Raw genomic sequence first — 21,838 nt, forward strand, 5'->3', positions numbered from 1 at the left:
CACAGCCTGTGAGGATCACTCATGTCTGCTGCCGCCGACGGCTTCCGCATGCCCGCCGAGTGGGCCCCGCACGAGCGCACCTGGATGGCGTGGCCGGGCCCGAACCCGACCTTCGACGACCCCGAGGACCTCGCCGCCGCGCGCACCGCCTGGGCCTCGGTCGCCCGCGCGGTGCGTCGCTTCGAGCCGGTGACGGTGGTGTGCGGCCCCGGACAGTCGGCCGAGGCGCGCGCTCTGCTCGGGCCCGGCGTAGACACGGTCGAGCGGGACCTCGACGACGCCTGGATGCGCGACATCGGGCCCACGTTCCTCACCAACGACGCCGGTGAACTGGCCGCCGTCGACTGGACGTTCAACGGCTGGGGCGCCCAGCACTGGGCGCGCTGGGAGCACGACGCGAAGATCGCCGTGTACGTCTCCGACCTCGCGGGCTCGGCGAAGACGTACACCTCGGAGCTCGTCAACGAAGGCGGTGCCCTCCACGTGGACGGCGAGGGCACGGTCCTGCTGACGGAGACGGTCCAGCTCGGGCCGGAACGCAACCCGCACTGGACCCGCGAGCAGGTGGAGGACGAGATCCACGCCCACCTCGGCACCCGAAAGGCGATCTGGCTGCCGCGCGGCCTCACCGCGGACTACCCCCCGTACGGCTACGGCACCCTCGGCCATGTGGACATCGTCGCCGCGTTCGCCCGTCCCGGTGTGGTCGTGGCCCATGTGCAGCCGGACCCGGCCCACCCCGACCACGAGGTGACGCAGGAGGTCGTCGGCTTGTTGAGGGCGCAGACCGACGCGCTGGGCCGCCGCCTGGAGGTCGTCGAGGTGCCCGCACCGACCGTCCTGGAGGCCGACGGCCACTGGGCCGACTACTCCTACATCAACCACTATCTCTGCAACGGAGGCGTCGTCCTGTGCGGCTTCGACGACCCCCGGGACGAGACCGCGGCCGACATCTTCCGCCGGCTGTTCCCGCAGCGGACGGTGACACTGGTCGACGCGCGGCCGGTCTTCGCGGGCGGCGGCGGCATCCACTGCATAACCCAGCAGCAGCCGAGGGCCGTGGTCAGGTAGAACGTACCGGTGAACGTACTGCAGCTCGACGAGATGCCCGAGTACCCCGGGTGGGACGGCCTTCCGGGCCCGGACGGCCGACGGCACGACCCGCCGAGCGTTCCGCGCGGGACGTACGTCGTCGACCCGCTCCCGTTCGGGGCGCCGTTCGAGCCGGTCGGTCCCGACGAGGAGTACGACGGGATCGTGCCCGGCGGCATGTGGAAGTCCGACGAGCGGGGTTTCCTGGTCTCCGCCGGGCCGCGCGGCACCTACGTCCTGCACCCGGACGACGTCGTGGACCTCGCCCCGCATCCCGACCCGCACCGCCTCATCGGCTGCTGCGGGCCGGACGGCCAGGCCGGGTGCAACCACGTCTGCGCGTGCGGGGCCGAGGTCGCGATCGTCGCCGCCGACTGCACGAGCGGCTACGAGACCCGGCTCGTCCCCGGTGCCGTGCGGGCGGAGGACGCCGAGTGAGCACCCGCCGCCGGACCCCGCCCGCCCGCGAGGACGTCCTCGCCACCGCCATGGCGATGATCGCCGAGCGCGGTCTGGAGAAGCTCACCATGGCGGCGCTCGGCCGTGAGGTCGGGATGAGCAGTGGCCATCTCCTCTACTACTTCCACTCCAAGGACGAACTGCTGCTCCAGACCCTGGAATGGAGCGAGGGCCGGCTCGGTGCCGAACGCGGCCGGCTGCTGACCCGCACCACCTCCGCACGTGAGCGGCTCGACGCGTACGTCGACCTGTACGTGCCCGACGGCCACCGGGACCCGCACTGGACGCTGTGGCTGGAGGTCTGGAACCGCTCGCAGAACGCCGACGACGCGGCCCGCGACCGACAGGCCGCGATCGAGGGCGTCTGGCACCGCGACCTGGTGGCACTGCTGGCGGAGGGCGTGTCGAGGGGCGAGTTCCGACGGGTCGACCCGGACCGTTTCGGCGCCCGGCTGCGGGCGCTGCTCGACGGGTTCTCCATCCAGGTGGCGATCGGGCTGCGGGGTACGGACCGGGCGCAAGTCATCCGCCACGTAAGGGAGTTCCTGGACGACAGCCTCCTCGCGTCCTCCTGAGCAAACGTCCGGGGCGCACGCGCAGGTTGTACGCGGCACCGCGGATCCACCGTGTAGCGCTCACGGGAGCCCGCACACACGCTTCGCTCGATTCCATCGTCGTCGCACTTGAATCGAGCACATGGATCCGTCATTGTGCTTGATGCAAGCGCAATGCCTGCCGTTCACGCAGGGGAGAGGTATCGCATGGACGACATCGACCGGGCCATCCTGCGGGAGTTGCAGGTCGACGGCCGGATCCCCTACGCCGATCTGGGTCCCAAGGTGGGGTTGTCACCCTCGGCCGCGAGGCTCCGGCTGCAGCGGCTGATCGACACCAAGGCGGTCCAGGTCGTCGGAGTGACCGACCCGATGACCATGGGCCGGCAGACGATGGCACTCCTGGGCCTGCGCATCGACGGCGATCCCCGGGCGGTCGCCGATGAACTGTCCCAGCACGACGAAGTCGTGTACACGGTCCTGACAGCCGGCGGCTTCGACCTGTTCGCGGAAGTGGTGTGCCCTCAGCCCCGGGATCTTCTGGACTTCATCAACGACGTCGTGCGGCCCGTCGAGGGTGTCGCATCCGTGGCGAACTTCCCCTACTTCGGCATTCACACGCACCGCTTCCTGTGGCACGTCGACTGAGGGTGTCGACCGAGGCGTCCGAGGGCCGTGTCCCGCGTCGTGGCGCAAGCGATCGAGGGGCACGGGTTTCGGTACGAGGCCGCCGACGCTCTCCGTAGGGACGGCACCCCAGGAGACCTCCCGCTCGGGCGCGTCCAACACTCGCCCTGACGGAGCCGCTGACCCCGACCTCCGGATCCCGGCGCCTTGACCGGCTGCACCACCTGGCGGAACACCACCTGTCCGAGCGTCCGAGCCCTGTTCGCCCACACCAGCCGAGGAACCCGCATGCTGCCCGACGACTACCGCACGATCGACTTCTTCGCCGAGGAAGCCCTTCCCGCACCCCGCACGACGCCGGCCGAGGCCGAGCTCATCGCCGCCGAACACCTCGGCATCACCGCTCGCGCGCAGGCGCTGGGCAGCCAGCAGGACGCCAACTTCCTGCTGCACGCCGACGACGGGACGCCCGCGACGATCCTGAAGATCGCCAACCCCGCCTTCTCCACGGTGGAGATCGATGCCCAGGACGCGGCAGCCGACCTGATCGCCTCGGCCCGCCCGGAACTGCGCGTCGCCACCGTCCTGCGCCGCCCCGACGGCTCCCCGCTGCGCACGACGGTGGACACCGAGAACGGTCCGGCCGTCGCACGCCTGCTGCGCCACCTGCCCGGCGGCACGCTCTCGGGACCACGGCACCTCTCACCCGGCACCGTGGCGGGCATGGGCACGATCGTCGGAAAGGTCAGCACCGCCCTGCGCGCCTTCCGGCACCCGGGCCTCGACCGGGTGCTCCAGTGGGATCCGCAGCACGCCGATCGCGTCGTCGCCAAGCTCGCCCGGCACATCGGCGAACCCGACCGGCGCGCCGCCGTGCAGACCGCGACCGCCGAGGCCTGGGCACACGTCCACAGGCTCGCCGCCGCGCTGCCGTCGCAGGCCGTGCACCTGGACCTCACCGACGACAATCTGGTCCGCTGCCCCGACAGCCGTCCGACCGTGCCGGACGGGGTCATCGACTTCGGCGACGTGACCACGAGCTGGGCGGTCGGCGAACTCGCCATATCACTGTCCTCGATGCTCCACCACGACGGCATCGAGCCTCACCACGTGCTGCCGGCCGTCCGCGCCTTCCACGCCGTTCGGCCGCTTTCCCCCGAGGAAGCCGAGGCGGTGTGGCCGCTCGTGGTCCTGCGCGCCGCCGTGCTGGTGGTCAGCGGGCGGCACCAGGCCACCGTCGACGAGGACAACTCCTACGCCAAGGACGCGCTCGACCACGAATGGCGCATATTCGCGCAGGCCACCCGGCTGCCCCTGCCGGTGATGATCCACCTCATCCGGGACGCGACGGGCATGGCCGACGTGCCTGCCCGGCCCGCGCAGGCCGACGTCCCGGCGCACCCTCTCCTGCGGGACCTCGCCGCCGAAGACATCACCCTCCTCGACCTGTCCGCCGAAGCCGATTCCATGGACCACGGAGCCTGGATCGACCCCGGCACCGAGGCCCGGCTGGTGACCTCCGCGCTCACGGACGGAGCGGACGCCGTCGCCACCCGGTACGCCCACGCGCGACTCACCGGGACACCGGCGCTGTCGGCGGAGTCCCCCGCCACGGTGCCCACCGGGATCGACCTCTGGCTCGGCCGGGACGCCGTGGTCCAGGCGCCCGCCGCGGGGAAGGTCCTCGCCGCGGCGCCCGGCCACGTGGAACTCACCTACGGTGCGCAGGCGCTGTCGCTGTCCTTCTCCCGCGAGATCCAGCCCGTGGTCACCACCGGTGCGACGGTGCGGGCGGGCGAGGACATCACCCACCTCTGCTCCGGTGCCTCCCTCCACATCGCGCTGCGCGACCCCGACGGCCCCGCCGCACCGCGCCTGGTCCGTCCCGAGTACGCCGCCGCCTGGCTCGCGCTCACCGCCGACCCCGCTCCACTCCTCGGCCTCGCCGTCGAATCCGACCGTACGCGCGAGAGGGACCTGCTCGACCGGCGTGACGCCGCGTTCGCCACCGTCCAGGAGCACTACTACGCCGACCCCCCGCGTATCGAACGTGGTTGGCGCCACCATCTGCTGTCCGCCGACGGCCGGTCCTACCTCGACATCGTCAACAACGTCACCCCGCTCGGCCACGCCCACCCCCGCGTCGAGCGGGCGGTCTCCCGGCAGTTGCGGCGGCTCAACACCAACTCGCGCTTCCACTACGCCTCCGTGGTGGAGTTCAGCGAGCGCCTCGCCGCCCTCCTCCCCGATCCCCTGGACACGGTGTTCCTCGTCAACTCCGGTTCGGAGGCGGTGGATCTGGGCCTTCGCCTGGCCATCGGGGCCTCCGGAAGGCCCGACGTCGTCGCGCTGCGCGAGGCGTACCACGGCTGGACGTACGCCTCCGACGCGGTCTCCACCTCGCTCCAGGACAACCCGAACGCCCTGGCCACCCGCCCGAGCTGGGTGCACACCGTGGACTCGCCCAACTCCTACCGCGGCCGCCACCGCGGACCGGATGCCGCGCGCTACGCGCCCGAGGCCGTCGCGGTGATCGACGAACTGGCCGCCGCCGGCCGCCCGGCGGGAGCGTTGATCGGCGAGACCTTCTACGGCAACGCCGGTGGAGTCGCCCTGCCCGAGGGCTATCTCGCCCAGGTGTACGCGGCGGTACGCCGTCACGGCGGCCTGGCCGTCGCCGACGAGGTGCAGGTCGGATACGGCCGCCTGGGACACTGGTTCTGGGGCTTCGAGCAGCAGCAGGCCGTCCCCGACATCGTCTGTGTCGCCAAGGCCATGGGCAACGGGCACCCCCTCGGCGCCGTCATCACGTCCAGGGCGGTCGCGGACCGCTATCGCGACCAGGGCTACTTCTTCTCCTCCACGGGCGGCAGCCCCGTCTCCAGCATCGTGGGCCTCACCGTTCTGGACACCCTGCGCGACGAGGACCTCCAGGGCAACGCGGCGCGTGTCGGCGGCCATCTGAAGAGCCGGCTCGAGGCACTGGCCGACCGTCACGGCATCATCGGCGCCGTCCACGGCTCGGGCCTCTACCTCGGCCTCGAACTCGTCCGGGACCGCGTCGGCCTGGAACCCGCCACGGAGGAGACCGCCGAACTCTGCGACCGCATGCTCGACCTCGGCGTGATCGTCCAGCCCACCGGGGACCACCTCAACATCCTCAAGATCAAGCCACCGCTGTGCATCGACACCACCGCGGCCGACTACTTCGCCGACATGCTCGACCTGGCCCTCACCCAACTCTGACGAGGACCGCGGCTGCGAAGTCCTCGGCGATCCGGTGCAACTCCCGTACGGCGGCCGGGCCGTCGGCTACGGGTTCGACACCGAGGCCGGGGACCACGAACGACCCCGCGCCGAGCGCGAGAGCGTCCCGCATGCTCGCCGCGATGGTCGCCGGGCCTACGGCGAGACCGAAGCGCCACGGGTAGTGCTCATGAACGCCACGATGTCATCGATCAGTTGCGGGCCGACCGGCCCCCCGCCGAGCCGATCGACTCCACCAACGGCGACAGCCGGTACGGCACCCGCTCCCGCAGGGCCACCTCTGTACGGGTGCGCACCACACCCGGCAGACTGATCAGTGCCTGGATGACGTCCTCCAGATGCGCGTTGTCTCGCGCCACCACCCGGGTCAGGAGATCACCGCCGCCCGTGATCGAGAACGCCTCGATGATCTCCGGCACGGCCGCCAGCGCGTCACCCACGTCGTCCAGGTGCCCCTGGGTGACCTCGATGTGCACGAAGGCCAGCACCGGGTGGCCGAGCGCGGCGGGGGAGAGCGAGGGACCCGTGCCGGTGATCACACCGTCCCGTTCCAGCCGGTCGAGACGGGCCTGGAGCGTGCCCCGGGCGATGCCGAGGACGCGGGCGTACTCCCGCACGCTGGTGCGCGGCTGCTCCAGCAGCAGCCGCAGGATGCGGGTGTCGAGTTCGTCCACGGCCATGGCCCGCCAGCCTCCCCGGTCGTACGGTGATCATGAGAACTGTACCGATGGCCCAGCGAACCGGACCCCGCCCGGACCACCACACCCGCAGGTCCACGGCTCGATGCGGTTGATCCGTTGGCCCATCGGCTGCCGACCACACCCCTCCCGGACTGTACCAATGGCTCACCCCCGGGAGGCTCTGTTGAGCCATGGCGGCCTGGGATGGTACCTCTGCTGTATCCACGTAACTCAGGGCGCCGTGCGGTGCCGGAGCGGCGACGAGGCCGGATCCGGAGCGCGGCGCCTTCGCCGTGCCCGCCGTCCGCCGGAGACCCCGGCCCTGTCGCGGGCGGGGCGGGCACCACGGCAAGGGGGCGGCACACGGTCATGAAGAGGATGTTCACGGCTCCCGATCCGGGGCTCCTGCGGCTGCGGAACGCACTGCGTGCCGTCATCGGCGTGGGCGCCGCCGTCGCCGCGTCCGAACTGTGCGGTCTCCCGCTCCCCGCGTCGATCACCGGGGGCCTCGCGGCCCTGCTCGCCCTGTTCACCGTCACCGACGCGAGCGTCCCCGCCCAGCGGATCACCACCGCGCTCCTGCCGGCGGCCGGGTATCCCGTCCTCGCCCTGGCCGCCGTCCTGCACGACGTCACGGCCGCCCGGGACGCGGCGTTCGTGGCCACCGTCCTGTGCGGTGTCTACGCCCGCCGCTGGGGGCCGCGCGGCCAGGCGCTCGGGATCTTCGCGTTCATGAGCTACTTCGTGGCGCAGTTCCTGCACACCGTCCCCGGGGACCTGCCCGGGCTGTACGCCGCCATGACCCTCGCGCTGCTCGTCGCGGGCGTGGTGCGCTTCGTGCTGTGGCCTGTCGAGCGTGCCCTCCCGCCCGTCGCGGTCCCCGCCGGGCCGCCCGGAACGGGGCTGGCGCGCCCGACCACCCGGCAGGCGTGCCAGGCCGCGGTCGCCTGCGGCTGCGCCCTGCTCGTCGGACAGTTCCTCTCCGAGGACCGCTGGTACTGGGCCGTCGGCACCGCCTGGTGGATCTTCGTCAACACCGCCTCCCGCGGCGAGACCCTGGTCCGAGGCTTCCGCCGCGTCCTCGGAACCGTGATCGGCGTCGCCGTCGGTCTGCTCGTCGCCGTCCCGCTGGACGGGGCGCCCGTGCCGTCGGCCGCGCTCGTCGCGCTCTGCGTCTTCGGGATCTTCTACACGGCGGCTGTCTCGTACTCCTGGATGATGCTGGCCGTCACCGTCATGGTCAGCCTCCTCTACGGCCTGCTCGGTGTGCTGGACGCGGGTCTGCTCGCGCTGCGTCTCGTCGAGACGGGGGTGGGCGCGGTGTGCGCCATGCTGGCCGTGGTCCTCGTCCTGCCGGTCACGACGCACGCGACCAACGACGCCTGGATCCAGCGGGCCCTGCACTGTGTGCACGCCGCCGCGGTCGCCACCGCCGCACGGCTGGAGGGCGTCCCCGGGGCCGACCCGGCTCCCCACGCCGCCGAACTGGAACTGCTGTTCGGTCGGGCGCGGATGGCGCTCGCTCCGCTGGTCCATCCCTTGAACCCCTTCCGCGCCCGCAAGGCGCGCGCCCGCGCGGCCCTCCGGCTCCTCGACGACTGTGTGGGCGAGGTGCGTGCCCTGGTCTCCGCCACCGCCGACCCGGCCGGTACGCGCGAGGCGGGCCTGATCGCCGCCTGCTGGAGGGTGAAGGCCGCGGTGGAGGCCCTGACCACCCCCGGTGGACACGCGTCCGCGCACCGGCCGAAGGCGGCGCTCTCCCCCGCGGAGGCCGGGACCGCTCTGGTGCACCTGCACAACCTGGAGAGGGCACTGTCGGACCTGGCGATGCCGCTCGGAGCGGCCGCGGCCTCACGCCCGGCCGCCCCCTGACCGACCGACCTTCACCAATTCCCCCGCGCCCCTGCAAAGGGGCGCGGGGAACTGCGCGAGAAGCCCCACCGGCCCGCGGACGAACCGAAAGCGAGCGACGCCGGAAGCGAGCGACGCCGAAGGGGGCGCAGCCCCGAGGCGGGTACGGGCAGGGGCGACCCCCGCGCGCCGTGGGCGTCGCCCACGGCGGGGCCGAGGGCGATCCCGGGGCGCACGCGGCAGCTCGCACGCCACCCCGAGGACTTTGGTCTAGACCTACTGCTAGGGTCACCCCGCACACCGGACGAGCGGGAGGGGACGGCAGTGACGACGGAAGTGGGCGCGGACGGCGGCTCGATGGACGTGGGCCCGGCGACCGGGCCGCGACGGCGGGCGTACATCGGGTCGTTCACATCGGCGGGAGGCCCCGGCGTCCTCGTCGCCGAGGTCGACGACGACAGCGGCGCGCTCACCGTCGTGGGCGGCGCGGACGACGTCCGCGACCCGAGCTACCTCACCCTCGCCCCGGACGGGCGCACTCTCTACGCGGTCAGCGAGCGGTCCGAGGGAGCGGTGGCCGCCTATCGGGTGACGGGCGACAAGCCCGAGTTGACCGGGCCCCCGGTGGCGGTCGGGGACGGCCCCACCCATCTCTCCCTGTTCGGCGGTCACGTCCTGACCGCCGACCACGGCTCCGGCAGTGTCACGGCCGTCCGGCTGCGCCCCGACGGCACCCTCGCGGCCCCCGCCTCCGGGACCCTCCGGCACACCGGGGCCGGCACCGGACTCCGCGGCCGACGGAAGCCGCGCGCCCACCAGGTGGTGCCCGAGCCGTCCGGCCGCCGGTTCCTCGCCGTGGACCTCGGCACGGACTCGGTGCGGGTGTGCGCGCTGCGGGACGGCGTCCCCGTCGCGCACCACGAGACGGCGCTGCGGCCGGACTCGGGGCCGCGCCACCTCGCCCTCCACCCGGGCGGACCGGGCGGATCGTACGTCTATGTGCTGAACGAACTGTCGCCCACGGTCACCGTGTGCCGCTGGAACGCCCCTGACGGCCCGCTGGAGCCGCTGGGGGAGACCTCGGTGCTCTCGCACGCCCCGGAGGGCGACGCGTACCCCTCGGGACTCGCCGTGTCCCCCGACGGCCGCTTCGTGTGGACGGCCACCCGCGGCACGGACGTGCTCTCCGTGCTCGCGGTCGAGGGCGACGGACTGCGCCTGGTCACGACCGTGGACTGCGGCGGTCACTGGCCCCGTGCCCTCGCCTACGCGGCAGGCACGCTGTACGTAGCCAACGAGCGCTCCGGCGACGTCACCTGGTTCACGGTCGACCCGCACACCGGCCTGCCGGTGCGGGCCGGCTCGATCGAGGTGCCCGCGGCCTCCTGCGTCGTCCTGGGAACCCTCTAGCACGGCGGGATCCCGCGGCCCACCGAGGCCGTCCTCCGCGAAGTCGCGCGCGGTACGCGTACGGCCGAGGGCCCGCTCCTGCGAGAGGAGCGGGCCCTCGGCCGTACGGGTCACGGTCCGGGCGCGCCGGACTCAGCGGACCGGCATGCCCTGCGGCTGCTGCGGCGCGATGCCGAGCGCCGTCGTGTACTTGCCGAGCGCCAGCTTGCCGATCGCCGGGTAGGGGCCGAGCGCCTCGGCGGCGGAGCACCCCGCCTCCTTCGCGGCCGCCTCGATCAGACCGGCGTCGATCTCCGGCCCTATCAGGTACGGGGCGAGCGCCAGCTGCTGCGAGCCCGAGGAACGCAGCTGCTCGGCCACGGAGGTGATGGAGCCCTCCTGGTCGAGCGCGGCGGCCATCACCGGCACGGCGAGCCGCGCGGCCAGCAGCATGCCCGTGATCCCGGCGGCCTGCACGGCCTCCTCGCCGCCCACGGTGGCGAGGACGATGCCGTCCGCGGCGGTGGCGACGGTGAACAGCCGGGCCCGGTCGGCACGTGCCAGTCCCGCCTCGGACAGGCGCACGTGCAGCGCCTCGGCGAGCAGCGGGTGCGGGCCGAGGACGTCGGTCAGCTCGGCCGCGATACGGCTCTCCATGACCGCCTGGCGGACCTGGCGGAGCGTGGCACTGTCCGGACCGGCCAGCAGGGGCACGACGACGGCGACGGGGCCGTCCGGCTCCTTGACGTCCAGGCCGGCGGCGCGCGCCTGCTCGTAGCGGGCGGTGCGCTCCTCCGCGGCATGCGTGAGCACCGACTGCAGCGTGGGGAACTCGTCGGCGCCACCGTCGACGTAACCGATGCGGGCGTCGAGGCCGGGCAGCTCGGAGCGCGCGATACTCACGACCTCCTCGGCGAGGCTGCGCGTGGCGGCGCTGGGCGTGCCCGGCACCGCGAGGACGAGCGCGGGCGCGCCCTCGGGAGCCGCCAGCGGCTCGGGACGGCGGTGCCGCCCGGGCTGGCGGGGTCGCGGCATTCGTACAGGCAGGCCGGACGCGGGCCCAGTGGGGGAGCTCATGGCGCCGCATGTTACTGGCTTCTTGGGCTCCCCTGTTCGGGGAGGGTGCAGGTGAGCGGTATCCGTCCTGATTTGTCTGATGAGTTACGTGCCGATCAGGACCGATCGATACCGCATTTATCTGCTGAGCGGTGCACTTGGGTGACCCGACCACGCTTGTCCGACAGGCTGAATTACTCCCTGTTTCAGGTACTATTTTTCGGCCATCACGTACAACATCCGCTCGTCGTACGGCAACCCGGGCCCGTCGACCGCCAACGCCGACGCGATACGCACGGCACCGAGGAGCGGATCCCCCTCCGCCGGCACCAGCGGCGCGTGCGGCAGCCGCGCGGCCAACTCCGCCTCCAACGGGACCAGGAGCGGGGCGCCCAGCTTGAACAGACCGCCGGTCAGGGCCACTCGGGGCCCGCCGGAGGCCGGGCAGACGGCGGCCGCGGCGTCGGCCATGTGCCGGGCCGCCTCGCGCAGGACCGCGGCCGCGACCGGGTCGTCCCCGGCGCAGGCGGCCACCTCGGGCGCGAACGACGCGAGGACCGCCGGACGGTCGGCCCTCGGGTAGATCCGGCCGGGAATCCCGGCCGGCGGGCCGAACACATCCTCCGCGCGCGCCAGCAGCCGGGCCGAACCGCCGTCCCGTCCGTCGTGCGCCCGCATCGCCGCCTCCAGCCCGGCCCGCCCGATCCACGCGCCGCCGCCGCAGTCTCCGAGGAGATGGCCCCAGCCGTCCGCCCGACGCCACGCGGTCAGATCCGTACCGATCGCGATCAGTCCCGTACCGGCGGCGATCACCGCGCCCGGCCGTGCCCCGAGGGCGCCGGTGTAGGCGGTGACCGCGTCGGCCATCAGCGCGACCCGACGCACCCCCCACTCGCGCGTCAGCGCCGACGGCAGCTCGGCGCGCAGCCGCTCGCCGAGCGACGCGAATCCGGTGGCTCCGACGGCCACCGCCACCGGACGCGCGCACCCGGCGTCGGCGAGCAACCGCCCCGCCATCGGCAGCAGCAGCTCCAGCAGATGGCCTGCGTCGACACCGCCCGCGCCGGTCCGCACCGCCTCCCCGCACACCGCCGGCTCCCCGAGCATCTCGGTGCCCCGGGCCAGCACCGCCCGCAGTCCGGAGCCCCCGGAGTCCACCGCGAGCACGACCGGTGCCTGGTCCTCCGGGGGCCGGGAGGGCGCGGGGTCGCCGGTCACGGCAGACGCCAGTCCACGGGAGCGCCGCCCTGGCGGACCAGGTGGTCGTTGGCGCGGCTGAAGGGCCGGGAGCCGAAGAAGCCACGGTCGGCGGACATGGGGGAGGGGTGGGCGGACTCGATGGACGGGAGGTCGCCGAGGAGCGGGCGGAGGTTACGGGCGTCACGACCCCAGAGGATTGACACCAGGGGACGCCCGCGCGCGGCCAGCGCCCGTATCGCCTGCTCGGTGACCTCCTCCCAGCCCTTGCCCCGATGCGCGGCCGGCTTGCGCGGGGCGGTGGTCAGCGCTCTGTTGAGCAGCAGCACGCCCTGCCGGGTCCAGGGCGTCAGATCACCGTTGGACGGCTGCCCGTGCCCCAGGTCGGTGGTGAGTTCCCGGTAGATGTTGAGCAGGCTGCCCGGCAGCGGCCGCACGTCCGGCGCGACCGAGAAGGAGAGCCCCACCGCGTGTCCCGGGGTCGGATAGGGGTCCTGCCCGACGATGAGGACGCGGACGTCGTCGAAGGGCTGTTGGAAGGCCCGCAGGACGTTCGGTCCGGCCGGGAGGTAGGTCCGGCCGGCGGCGATCTCCGCGCGCAGGAAGTCGCCCATCCCGGCGATCCTTCCGGCCACCGGTTCCAGGGCCTCCGCCCAGCCCTCTTCGACGATTTCGTTCAACGGTCGTGGTGCCACGGCGTCACCCTACTGCCGTAACGGCCATGACGATCAACCGGCGGTCGCCGAGCGATCGAAGATGACCGTTACGGTGCCAAACGAGACTGTCCGCAGGGCGACTTGACGGACGGCAGGGGCTACTCGTGGACGCCGCCGACACCCCTCCCCGGCCGCTCAGCCGACGACCGCCGCGCGCACGCACAGCACGTCCGGCAGATGTGACGCCAACTGCAGCCAGCTGTCGCCGTCGTCGGCCGACGCGTACACCTCGCCGTTGCGGTTGCCGAAGTACACGCCCGCCGGGTCGGCGTCGTCCGTGCACATCGCGTCGCGCAGCACCGTGCCGTAGTGGTCCGCCGTCGGCAGGCCCGCCGCCAGCGGCTCCCAGCTCTTGCCCGCGTCCGCCGTGCGGAAGACCCGGCAGCGGTGGTCGGCCGGAACACGGTCCGCGTCGGCGTTGATCGGGAAGACGTAGGCGGTGTCCCCGCGGTGCGGATGGGCCACCGCGGCGAAACCGAACGTGGAGGGCAGACCCGCGCCGATGTCCTCCCAGTGCGCACCCGCGTCGTCACTGCGGTACACGCCCCAGTGGTTCTGGAGGTACAGCCGGTCGGGGGTCACCGCGTCCCGGGTCACCTTGTGCACGCACTGGCCGAACTCCGGGTCCGGGTCCGGCAGGAACACCGCCGAGACACCGGAGTTGGAGGGGGACCAACTGGCCCCGCCGTCCTCGGTGCGGAACACACCGGCGGCGGAGACGGCCACGGTCAGCGCGCGCGGATCGCGCCGGTCGGTGAGGATCGTGTGCAGTCCCTCGCCCCCGCCGCCCGGGGCCCACCTGTCGCGCGTCGGGTGCTCCCACAGCGGCCGTACCAGCTCGAAGGTCTCGCCCCTGTCCTCCGAGCGGTACAACGCGGCCGGTTCCGTGCCCGCGTACACCACGTCCGGTTCGGCCGCCGAGGGGTGCAGCTGCCAGACCCGCTCCAGCGAGGCGCCGGTGTCCTTGGGGAACTTGACCGCGGGCCGGGTGGGTTCGGTCCAGGTGCGGCCGAGGTCGTCGGAGTGGAAGACGGAGGGTCCCCAGTGGGCGCTGTCGCCGCCGACCAGCAGCCGCGGGGTCCGGGAGCGGGTGTCGATGGCGACCGCGTAGATCGCCTGCGCGTTGAAGTACGGCGTTTCGTCGAACTCCCAGGCGGCCCCCCGCCGCCGTCCGATGAACAACCCCTTGCGTGTGCCCACGGTGAGCAGTACCTCGGCCATCCCGGCCACCTCCCGGACATCGTCGTCCCCAGTCATCGGCCAGTCTGCACCCCGCCACTGACAGTCACCCCTCGAAATGGCTCCGCCGCAGGTCAGCGGGCGTGGGAGGGGCCGGACGGGCGGCCCGCGCCGATCGGGGCCGACGGGGGTGACCCACATCGCATGAGCGGGCCGGGAGCCGCCGCCGTATGGGAGAGCGGTCCGGCAGTCCTGCGTGTGCGAGGGAGGGTGCCCCCGATGGTGGCATTCCGTGGTCCGAAGGTGTGGCTGTGGCGATGGCGGCGCAACCCGCTCAGACGGCGCAGCGACCGGCTGGAGTCCTGGGTCGTGCTGACCGCCTGGGCGCTGACACTGTTCGGCGGGGTGGCCGCGGGCCTCCTGGCCGCCGACTCCGTGGAGTCCGGCCTCGCCCGGCAGCGCGCCGAGTGGCGCCCGGTCGGCGCGGTCCTCACGGAGGACGCGCCCGAGCCGTCCGGCCAGAGCGGCACGGCCGCGGAGAAGGTGTGGGCGAAGGTCCGCTGGACCGCGCCGGACGGTTCCGAGCACGAGGGCCAGGCCCGGGTCGACCCCGCCGGCCTGATGGGAGAGCCGGTCACCGTCTGGACGGACGCCGAGGGGCTGCTGGTCACCAAGCCCGCCAGTGAGTCCCAGGCCCGGTTCCGCGCCGCGCTGGTGGGCGGTTTCGCGGGTCTGTTCGTGGCGGCCCTGCCCTTCGTGGGCGGCCGACTGGTGCGCGGCTGGATGGAACGGCGGCGGATGGACCAGTGGGACGTGGAGTGGGAGCGGATCGGTCCGCTCTGGGAGCGCAAGATCTGGTGAGCGTGAGCGTGAGCGCGGGCGGGGCGTGGACGTGACGGCGATCGTCCCGCGCGAGGCCGACGGCCGGACGAGGCCCGTGGGGGTGGCTCCGTCCGGCCGCCGGGGGGACTCACCGGTGGGTGACGAGAGCCGTCACCGGTAGGTGATGTCCGAGGTGGAGTACTTGCAGTTGGTGCTGTCGGGGCCGGTGCCGACAGCGGTGTTGTTGTTGTACTTCTGGCAGGGGATGACCTTGCGGCCGCTGTCGTTGAGGATCGTGATGCCCCGCAGGGTCGCCACGTCGCCCCGGTTGACGTTGATGCCGACCAGGCGCGCCGTGGAGCCCGTCCCGGTCACCTCGATGTTGCTGAGGTTCACCTGGCGGGTGTACTGCGTCGAACAGTCGCCGCAGGAGCGGTACAGCGTCTTGAACTCGCTGACCGCGAAGTTGGAGATGTTCAGGGTGCCGGGCCCGTTGTGCTGGAAGACCTTGTCGGCCGCCTTCCTGGCGCCGCCTCCGGTCACCGTGTAGGTGGAGCCGCCGCGGAAGGTCGCCGCGTCCTCGCCGACGTCCTCCCACCAGACGTTCTGCAGGGTGCAGTTGCCCTCGCAGTGGATGCCGTCGGCGCCGGGCGCGCCGATGATGACATTCTTCAGCGTCGCGCCGGCCGCGAGCTTGAAGATCGGGTCCTGGCCCTCCTCCTGGCCGTCGCCGGCCAGGGCGCCGCTGCCGTAGTAGCGGACCATGCCGCCGTCCCGGGTGCCCGACACCGAGATGGTGGAGGACACCGGCTGACTGCCGTTGGCGGACGGCCAGGTGGCGGCGTTCGCCGGAGTGGCCCCACTGGTCATGATCATGCCAAACGAGAGGCTGAACGCGGCGAACGTGCCGGTCAGCGCGCGCGTGCGGGCACGCGGACGTGCTGCAGAAGTCATGTCCCGATTCCTTCTGTGGTCCGAGCGGATGGGGGTTGGCGGGTTCTCAGAGTTTTCCGGCGCCCGCTCCCGACGTCACCGCGGCGACGACGGAGGAGGCGGGCTCGGCGCTGTAGCCGTAGGGCGGGGTGGTGAAGCTCCCCACCCGGGAGATCTCGGTGGCGGCCCCACCGAGGTCGTTGCCGCGCAGATTCGCGTAGCCGTCCACGTCACTGCTGCGGTTCGTGGTGACCGCGACTCCCGTGTTGCGGAAGACGTTGTTCTCCACGAGCATCTGGGCACCCATGCGCGAGTGGCAGGCGGTCTCGGCGCCGTTCACGTAGTTGTTGTAGAAGTGCCCGGTGCCGAAGCGCAGGCTCGGGATGCGCGAGTACACGTTGCTGAAGTGGTTGTGGTGGTACGTCACCCTCAGGCGGCCGGTGTCCTCGGAGGCGTTGTTGTCGCTGTGCCCGACGAGCGAGCCCTTGAAGTGCTCCTTGAAGGTGTTCCACGACACCGTCACGTTGTCGGAACCGTGGTTGATGTCCAGCAGGCCGTCGTAGTGGTCCTTGTCGTGACTGCGGTCCGCCGAGAAGGAGTTGTGGTCGATCCACACCCTCGTGGACTCCTGGACGGTGATCCCGTCGGCGGGCGCCACCGGCTTGCTGATGTTCAGGTTGCGGACGACGACATTGGTCTCCTCCTTGATGCGCAGGCCGCCGCCGGTGAACCCGGAGGACGAACCCACGCCCAGCACCGTCGTGTTGGAGCCGATGTCGACCTGGCCGCTGAGCGAGATCAGGCCGTTCACCCGGACGACCTTCGCCGCGTTGCCGGTGACGGCGCTCTGGAACGCGGCGAGCGTGGAGACCGTGACCGCGGAGGCGCCGCCGCCGCCGGTGGTCCCGGCGCCGAAGCCGATGGGCGAGGTCTCCGCCGCGCCCGCCGCCTGCGGCAGGGCGAGCACGGCGGTCGTCGCCAGCGCGGCGGCCGCGGCCGCCAGCGCCGATCTTTGCGCGTGTGTACGTGGGGGGACGGTACGCATGCGGGTGCGTCCCTTCAGGGGAGAGCTGATGGTCATGTACATGAATGAAGTTCGCTGCTCTGATCGTGACGTGCCAATGCCGGGGAGCTGTGCCGTGATTGGTTCACATCGCTGAACGGAAAGTAGAGGGCAAGCGCTTTCTGGTCAACGCTTTGCGCAAAAGACATAGGGTCGACCCAGGTGGGAGGCGGTCGCCCGGGCCGGACGGGTGCGGCCGGCGGATCCGTGGGGTGATGGAAGCGAATTCTTTCGACGGGTGGGAGCGCTTCCATGGCTTCCATGTCCATGTCACGATGCCCTTCCCGCCGACCTCACGGGAAGGCACAACGACGTGACCCCCACCCCCCGCCACCGCACCCGCGGACCACGGCGTCCGATGTTCGTCGCGCTGCTGGGAGCGCTGACGGCGCTGCTCGCCGCCACGCTCCTGACCGCCCCCGCGGCCGCCGCCGCGGACACGGGAACCGAGGCCGCCCCCCGGGCCGCACTCGCCGAGATCACCGGCTTCGGCACCAACCCCAGCAACCTGCAGATGTACCTGTACGTGCCGCAGAACGTGACCGCGAAGCCGGCGATCGTGGTCGCCGTGCACTACTGCACCGGCTCGGGACCGGCGATGTACAACGGCACCGAGTACGCCTCGCTGGCCGACCGCTACGGGTTCATCGTCGTGTACCCGTCCGTCACCCGGAGCAGCAAGTGCTTCGACGTGGCCTCCCCGCAGGCGCTGACCCGGGGCGGCGGCAGTGACCCCGTGGGCATCAAGTCCATGGTCGACTGGACCGTCCGCACCTACGGCGCCGACACCGACCGGATCTTCGCCACCGGTATCTCCTCCGGCGCGATGATGACCAACGTCCTCCTCGGCGACTACCCCGACGTGTTCGCCGCCGGCGCCGCCTTCGCGGGCGTGCCCTTCGCCTGCTTCGCCACCACCAACGGCTCCGAGTGGAACAGCGACTGCGCGAACGGCACCGTCGTCCGCACCCCGCAGGCGTGGGGCGACCTCGTCCGCGGTGCCTACCCCGGCTACACCGGGCCCCGGCCGCGTATGCAGGTCTGGCACGGCACCACGGACGACGTGCTGCGCTACCCCAACTTCGGCGAGCAGATCAAGCAGTGGACCAATGTGCACGGTGTCGGCCAGGCACCGGCCGCCACCGACTCGCCCCAGTCCAACTGGACCCGCACCCGCTACGGCGGCACCGGTGACCGCGCCCCCGTCGAGGCCATCAGCCTCCAGGGCGCCGGCCACAACGTCTACGCCTGGGGCATGGGCGAGCGCGTGCTCACCTTCTTCGGCCTGGGCGGCTCCGGCCCCGCGCCCCAGCCTCCGGCCGGCCCCTGCAAGGTGACCGTCACCACCGACGCGTGGAGCAACGGGCTGACCGCCTCGGTGACCGTCACCAACACCGGTACGACGGCGGTCAACGGCTGGAAGCTGGGATTCACCCTGGCCTCCGGACAGACCGTCACCAACGGCTGGGGCGCGACGTACAGCCCGGCGAGCGGCGCGGTGACGGCGACGAACGCCACGTACAACGCCGCGATCGCACCCGGAGCGAGCGTCAGCATCGGCTACCAGGCCACGCACACCGGAAACAGCGCGGTTCCCTCGGCGTACACGCTCAACGGGACGGCGTGCACGACGGGTTGACGCGTGCGGGCGTGGCGGGTTGACGCGCGCGGGGAGGGCTCGGCTCGGGGCGGTGGCGCACCGGGTGGACCCGCCCCGAAGCGCCGTCGGCCGGGGTTCTCCCCGCTCCGGGGCGGACCCCTCACCGCCCTCCGGGCGCACACCGGCCATGCGTGCGCCCGGACCACGTGTCCGACGTTTCGGCCCCCGGTCCGCCCGATTCGACCTGGTAGCCCCGGTTCCCTCCCGATTCAACCTGGCCCCCGGCCCCTGCCCGCTTCCGCCCCTTTCGCAGAGAGGCACCGTCCTTGCACCCGATCGACAGCCCTCAGCCCGTTCGGCCGGCCGGCAGGGCGCCGTTCGCCGCCGTGCTCGCCGTCTGTGTCCTCGCCCTGGCCCTCGTGGTGGCCTCGTCGGCCGTGGTCGCCCTGGTCAGGAGCCCGCACCGAGCCGACGGGACCGGAACCGGTGACACGGCGACAAGCGCCCGGCACTGGGTGAACACCTGGTCCGCGATGCCGCAGCTCACCGAGCCGCACAACATGCCGCCCGCGCCGTTCACCGGGGACCGGGCCGTGCTGGTCGACACCACCCTGCGGCAGACCGTGCGCGTCACCACCGGCGGTGACCGCCTCCGGCTGCGCTTCTCCAACGCCTTCGGCGGCAGCGCGCTGCCCCTGACCGCCGTACGGGTGGCCCTTCCGCTGGACGGGCGGGCGGGGGTCGGCGCCATCGAACCCGGCACCTCCCGGCCGGTGACGTTCAGCGGGCGGAGGTCCACGACCGTGCCGGTCGGCGCCCAAGTGGTCTCGGACCCGCTGGACTTCGCGCTGAGGCCCGGCACCAATCTCACCGTGACGGCGTACCTCGCCGAGGGGCAGGCATCTCTCGCCCTCACCTCGCACCCCGGCTCCCGCACCACCTCGTACCTCGTGCACGGCGACCACGCCGAGGACGCGGACCTGTCCGGCGCGACCCCGACCGACCACTGGTACCTGCTCAGCGACGTCGAGGTGCTGTCCCGGCCCGCCGCGACCGCCGTCGCCGTCCTCGGTGACTCGCTCACCGACGGCCGGGGCTCCACCACCAACGGCAACAACCGCTGGCCGGACCAGCTCTTCGACCGGCTGCAGCGGCAGCCCGGCACCCGGCACATCGCCGTGGTGAACCAGGCGGCGGGTGGCAACCGCGTCCTCAACGACGGGCTCGGGCCAAACGCCCTCGCCCGCCTGGACCGCGACGTCCTGGCCCACAGCGCGGTCGGACAGCTCATCGTCTTCGAGGGCGTCAACGACCTTGGCACCGCCGAGGCCACCCCCGCCGCCCAGCAGCGCGTCGCCGCCGACCTCATCGCCGGCTACGAGCAGATCATCGTCCGCGCCCACGCACAGGGCATCCGTGTGTACGGCGCCACCCTGCTGCCCTTCGGCGGCAACACCCCCTACGACGACGCCGCCGGGCACCGCGAGGCCGCACGGCAGACCGTCAACGCCTGGATCCGCGGCAGCGGCCGCTTCGACGCCGTCCTCGACTTCGACCGCGCGGTCCGCGACCCCGCCGAGCCGAGCCGCCTCCTGCCCGGCCTGCACGACGGCGACTGGCTGCACCTCAACCCGGAGGGCTACCGGCTCCTGGCCGAGGCGGTCCCGGCCCGGCTGTTCCGGCGGGGCTGACCGGCACGCGAGGCACCCGCACCGGTGGTCCGGGCGCGCACCCGTACCGGTGCCCGGCCTAGACCGAACGGTGGTACTGCTCGGGGACACGCACCTCGCCCCCGAGTTCACGGGCCGCCTGCCGGGCCCAGGAGGGGCTGCGGAGCAGTTCCCGGCCGAGCAGGACCGCGTCGGCCTCGCCGTTGGCGAGGATCTTCTCGGCCTGCTCGGCCTCCGTGATCAGACCGACCGCGGCGACGGGCAGCGCGCTCTCGTTCCTGACCCGGGCGGCGAAGGGCACCTGGTAGCCGGGGCCGACGGGGATGTGGACCCCGGGGGCGTTGCCGCCCGAGGAGACGTCCAACAGGTCCACGCCGTGCGCCTTCAGCTCGGCGGCCAGCCGGACCGTGTCGTCGGCGGTCCAGCCGCCCTCCTCCAGCCACTCGGTGGCGGAGACCCGGAAGAACAGCGGCTTCTCCGTCGGCCACACCTCCCGTACCGCGTCGACGACTTCGAGCGCGAGACGGGTCCGGTTCTCCCACGAGCCGCCGTAGGAGTCGGTGCGCCGGTTGGAGTGCGGGGAGAGGAACTCGTTGATCAGATAGCCGTGGGCGCCGTGGATCTCGACGACCTCGAACCCGGCGGCCAGTGCCCTGCGGGCCGCCTCCGCGAACTGCCCGACGACGTCCTGGATCTGATGGAACGTCAACTCGTCCGGCACCGGGTGGCGTTCGTCGAAGGCCAGCGCGCTGGGCGCGACCGGCTGCCAGCCGTGCGCGTCCGCGCCGACCGGTGCCCCGCCCCGCCACGGCTGATCGGTCGAGGCCTTGCGCCCCGCGTGCGCGAGCTGCACGGCCGGCACCGCACCCTGCCCCTTCAGGAACCCGGTGATCCGGCGGAACGCCTCGACCTGGGTGTCGTTCCAGAGGCCGAGGTCGTACGGCGAGATGCGGCCCTCGGGGGAGACGGCGGTCGCCTCGACGATGATCAGGCCCGCGCCGCCGGTGGCGCGCGCCGCGTAGTGCGCGAAGTGCCAGTCGTTCGGGGCGCCCGCCAGGGGGCCCTCGGGCGCGGCCGAGTACTGGCACATCGGGGGCATCCACACCCGGTTCGAGATGGTCAGCTCACGCAGGCGGTAGGGCTCGAAGAGCGCGCTCACGGCGACTCCAATCGTCACGGGATGCCGTCACGGAACGGACGGTGTACGGCTCGTACGATAGTCATCGTAGTACGACGGATGTCAAACTACGACAGGTCTCGTACAATAGATTCGACCTGAAGGCCCGATGCAGTGGAGCCGCCGTGACCTCGCCCGCCGTCAGCAGCCGCGACCTCCCGCACCCGGCTCGTGCGGAGATCCGGCTGGAGTCCGTGCTGCACGCGCTCTCCGACCCCATGCGGCTGCGCATCGTGCGCGAACTCGCCGCCGACGGCGACGAGCTCTCGTGCTCGTACTTCGACCTGCCCGTCACCAAGTCCACGACCACCCACCACTTCCGGGTGCTGCGCGAGAGCGGGGTGATCCGGCAGGTCTACCGGGGCACGGCCAAGATGAACGGTCTGCGCCGGGACGACCTCGACGGCCTCTTCCCGGGGCTCCTCGACACCCTCGTCGACGCCGCCGCCCGGGAGGCTGCCCGCCTCGCGGCCGACTGAACCCACGAACGGACGCCGCCCGAACCC

General features: G+C 72.6%; 20 protein-coding genes. 11 read left to right on the plus strand and 9 right to left on the minus strand.

What is annotated here, in order from left to right:
* Positions 1–21 precede the first annotated feature (21 nt).
* The 5 genes from E4N62_RS21495 to E4N62_RS21515 all read left to right on the plus strand — a co-directional run bounded on the left by E4N62_RS21495 (position 22) and on the right by E4N62_RS21515 (position 5,978).
* Positions 22–1,071, plus strand: a complete 1,050-nt coding sequence (locus tag E4N62_RS21495) for an agmatine/peptidylarginine deiminase (protein WP_230216770.1) — start codon at positions 22–24, stop codon at positions 1,069–1,071.
* 9 nt (positions 1,072–1,080) lie between these two features.
* Positions 1,081–1,530: a hypothetical protein gene (locus E4N62_RS21500; protein WP_230216772.1), complete on the plus strand. Its 450-nt coding sequence runs from the start codon at positions 1,081–1,083 to the stop codon at positions 1,528–1,530.
* A gap of 50 nt (positions 1,531–1,580) precedes the next feature.
* Entirely contained in the window at positions 1,581–2,126 is a 546-nt protein-coding gene (locus E4N62_RS21505; protein WP_268269700.1) for a TetR/AcrR family transcriptional regulator, read from the plus strand.
* 186 nt (positions 2,127–2,312) lie between these two features.
* Positions 2,313–2,753: an Lrp/AsnC family transcriptional regulator gene (locus E4N62_RS21510; RefSeq protein ID WP_230216776.1), complete on the plus strand. Its 441-nt coding sequence runs from the start codon at positions 2,313–2,315 to the stop codon at positions 2,751–2,753.
* Between the two features lie 267 nt (positions 2,754–3,020).
* A complete protein-coding gene (locus E4N62_RS21515; RefSeq protein WP_230216778.1) occupies positions 3,021–5,978 on the plus strand; it encodes an aminotransferase in 2,958 nt (985 codons plus the stop codon).
* Here E4N62_RS21515 and E4N62_RS21520 read toward each other — a convergent pair.
* Entirely contained in the window at positions 5,965–6,111 is a 147-nt protein-coding gene (locus E4N62_RS21520; protein ID WP_230216780.1) for a hypothetical protein, read from the minus strand. The two genes, E4N62_RS21515 and E4N62_RS21520, sit on opposite strands and share 14 nt — an antisense overlap.
* 79 nt (positions 6,112–6,190) lie before the next feature.
* On the minus strand, positions 6,191–6,679 hold the full coding sequence (locus tag E4N62_RS21525; RefSeq protein WP_230216782.1) for an Lrp/AsnC family transcriptional regulator: 489 nt from the start codon (positions 6,677–6,679) through the stop codon (positions 6,191–6,193).
* A 378-nt stretch (positions 6,680–7,057) separates the two neighbouring features.
* Between E4N62_RS21525 and E4N62_RS21530 the strand changes: the two genes are divergently transcribed.
* Positions 7,058–8,551, plus strand: a complete 1,494-nt coding sequence (locus tag E4N62_RS21530) for an FUSC family protein (protein WP_230217074.1) — start codon at positions 7,058–7,060, stop codon at positions 8,549–8,551.
* A gap of 336 nt (positions 8,552–8,887) precedes the next feature.
* Positions 8,888–9,940: a lactonase family protein gene (locus tag E4N62_RS21535; RefSeq protein ID WP_230217076.1), complete on the plus strand. Its 1,053-nt coding sequence runs from the start codon at positions 8,888–8,890 to the stop codon at positions 9,938–9,940.
* 132 nt (positions 9,941–10,072) lie between these two features.
* Here E4N62_RS21535 and E4N62_RS21540 read toward each other — a convergent pair whose 3' ends face one another.
* The 4 genes from E4N62_RS21540 to E4N62_RS21555 form a co-directional block, all read right to left on the minus strand.
* Entirely contained in the window at positions 10,073–10,996 is a 924-nt protein-coding gene (locus E4N62_RS21540) for a sirohydrochlorin chelatase (protein ID WP_230216784.1), read from the minus strand.
* A gap of 192 nt (positions 10,997–11,188) precedes the next feature.
* Positions 11,189–12,193 carry an N-acetylglucosamine kinase gene (locus E4N62_RS21545; protein ID WP_374117029.1) on the minus strand — a complete coding sequence of 335 codons (1,005 nt, stop codon included), beginning with the start codon at positions 12,191–12,193 and terminating at the stop codon, positions 11,189–11,191.
* Complete coding sequence (locus E4N62_RS21550; protein ID WP_230216786.1) at positions 12,190–12,867, minus strand: uracil-DNA glycosylase; 678 nt, start codon at positions 12,865–12,867, stop codon at positions 12,190–12,192. The genes E4N62_RS21545 and E4N62_RS21550 overlap by 4 nt, the downstream gene beginning before the upstream one ends.
* A gap of 156 nt (positions 12,868–13,023) precedes the next feature.
* Positions 13,024–14,109, minus strand: a complete 1,086-nt coding sequence (locus E4N62_RS21555; protein WP_230217080.1) for a sialidase family protein — start codon at positions 14,107–14,109, stop codon at positions 13,024–13,026.
* A 237-nt stretch (positions 14,110–14,346) separates the two neighbouring features.
* Between E4N62_RS21555 and E4N62_RS21560 the strand changes: the two genes are divergently transcribed.
* Positions 14,347–14,928 (plus strand): hypothetical protein, encoded by a 582-nt coding sequence (locus E4N62_RS21560; RefSeq protein ID WP_230216788.1) that lies wholly within the window; start codon positions 14,347–14,349, stop codon positions 14,926–14,928.
* 132 nt (positions 14,929–15,060) lie between these two features.
* Here the strand turns inward: E4N62_RS21560 and E4N62_RS21565 are convergent, their stop codons facing one another.
* A complete protein-coding gene (locus E4N62_RS21565; protein ID WP_230216790.1) occupies positions 15,061–15,843 on the minus strand; it encodes a pectate lyase in 783 nt (260 codons plus the stop codon).
* Positions 15,844–15,889: 46 nt separating this feature from the next.
* Positions 15,890–16,867, minus strand: coding sequence for a polysaccharide lyase family 1 protein (locus tag E4N62_RS21570; protein ID WP_230216792.1), 978 nt, complete (start codon positions 16,865–16,867; stop codon positions 15,890–15,892).
* A gap of 376 nt (positions 16,868–17,243) precedes the next feature.
* On the opposite strand from E4N62_RS21570, the gene E4N62_RS21575 reads away from it, so the two are divergent.
* Together E4N62_RS21575 and E4N62_RS21580 are read left to right on the plus strand one after the other, a co-directional pair.
* On the plus strand, positions 17,244–18,524 hold the full coding sequence (locus tag E4N62_RS21575; RefSeq protein WP_230217082.1) for a PHB depolymerase family esterase: 1,281 nt from the start codon (positions 17,244–17,246) through the stop codon (positions 18,522–18,524).
* A gap of 347 nt (positions 18,525–18,871) precedes the next feature.
* The gene (locus E4N62_RS21580) at positions 18,872–20,176 is read left to right on the plus strand and encodes an SGNH/GDSL hydrolase family protein (protein WP_230217084.1); all 1,305 of its coding nucleotides are present in this window, start codon (positions 18,872–18,874) and stop codon (positions 20,174–20,176) included.
* Positions 20,177–20,234: 58 nt separating this feature from the next.
* On the opposite strand, the gene E4N62_RS21585 is transcribed toward E4N62_RS21580, so the two are convergent.
* Positions 20,235–21,314, minus strand: a complete 1,080-nt coding sequence (locus tag E4N62_RS21585) for an NADH:flavin oxidoreductase/NADH oxidase (protein WP_230216794.1) — start codon at positions 21,312–21,314, stop codon at positions 20,235–20,237.
* A gap of 143 nt (positions 21,315–21,457) precedes the next feature.
* Here E4N62_RS21585 and E4N62_RS21590 point away from each other — a divergent pair, with 143 nt between their 5' ends.
* Entirely contained in the window at positions 21,458–21,811 is a 354-nt protein-coding gene (locus E4N62_RS21590) for a helix-turn-helix transcriptional regulator (protein WP_184897983.1), read from the plus strand.
* The last annotated feature ends 27 nt before the right edge of the window (positions 21,812–21,838 follow it).

Origin of the sequence: Streptomyces sp. MNU76 (genome assembly GCF_020982545.1) — a bacterium.
Classification (GTDB): domain Bacteria; phylum Actinomycetota; class Actinomycetes; order Streptomycetales; family Streptomycetaceae; genus Streptomyces.

Coding starts and splice junctions, on each gene's coding strand:
- E4N62_RS21555 (WP_230217080.1), bottom strand. CDS start 14,109: ATGGCCGAGGTACTGCTCACCGTGGGCACACGCAAGGGGTTGTTCATC.
- E4N62_RS21520 (WP_230216780.1), bottom strand. CDS start 6,111: ATGCGGGACGCTCTCGCGCTCGGCGCGGGGTCGTTCGTGGTCCCCGGC.
- E4N62_RS21525 (WP_230216782.1), bottom strand. CDS start 6,679: ATGGCCGTGGACGAACTCGACACCCGCATCCTGCGGCTGCTGCTGGAG.
- E4N62_RS21560 (WP_230216788.1), top strand. CDS start 14,347: ATGGTGGCATTCCGTGGTCCGAAGGTGTGGCTGTGGCGATGGCGGCGC.
- E4N62_RS21510 (WP_230216776.1), top strand. CDS start 2,313: ATGGACGACATCGACCGGGCCATCCTGCGGGAGTTGCAGGTCGACGGC.
- E4N62_RS21495 (WP_230216770.1), top strand. CDS start 22: ATGTCTGCTGCCGCCGACGGCTTCCGCATGCCCGCCGAGTGGGCCCCG.
- E4N62_RS21575 (WP_230217082.1), top strand. CDS start 17,244: ATGTTCGTCGCGCTGCTGGGAGCGCTGACGGCGCTGCTCGCCGCCACG.
- E4N62_RS21535 (WP_230217076.1), top strand. CDS start 8,888: ATGGACGTGGGCCCGGCGACCGGGCCGCGACGGCGGGCGTACATCGGG.
- E4N62_RS21565 (WP_230216790.1), bottom strand. CDS start 15,843: ATGACTTCTGCAGCACGTCCGCGTGCCCGCACGCGCGCGCTGACCGGC.
- E4N62_RS21530 (WP_230217074.1), top strand. CDS start 7,058: ATGTTCACGGCTCCCGATCCGGGGCTCCTGCGGCTGCGGAACGCACTG.
- E4N62_RS21570 (WP_230216792.1), bottom strand. CDS start 16,867: ATGCGTACCGTCCCCCCACGTACACACGCGCAAAGATCGGCGCTGGCG.
- E4N62_RS21515 (WP_230216778.1), top strand. CDS start 3,021: ATGCTGCCCGACGACTACCGCACGATCGACTTCTTCGCCGAGGAAGCC.
- E4N62_RS21505 (WP_268269700.1), top strand. CDS start 1,581: ATGGCGATGATCGCCGAGCGCGGTCTGGAGAAGCTCACCATGGCGGCG.
- E4N62_RS21540 (WP_230216784.1), bottom strand. CDS start 10,996: ATGAGCTCCCCCACTGGGCCCGCGTCCGGCCTGCCTGTACGAATGCCG.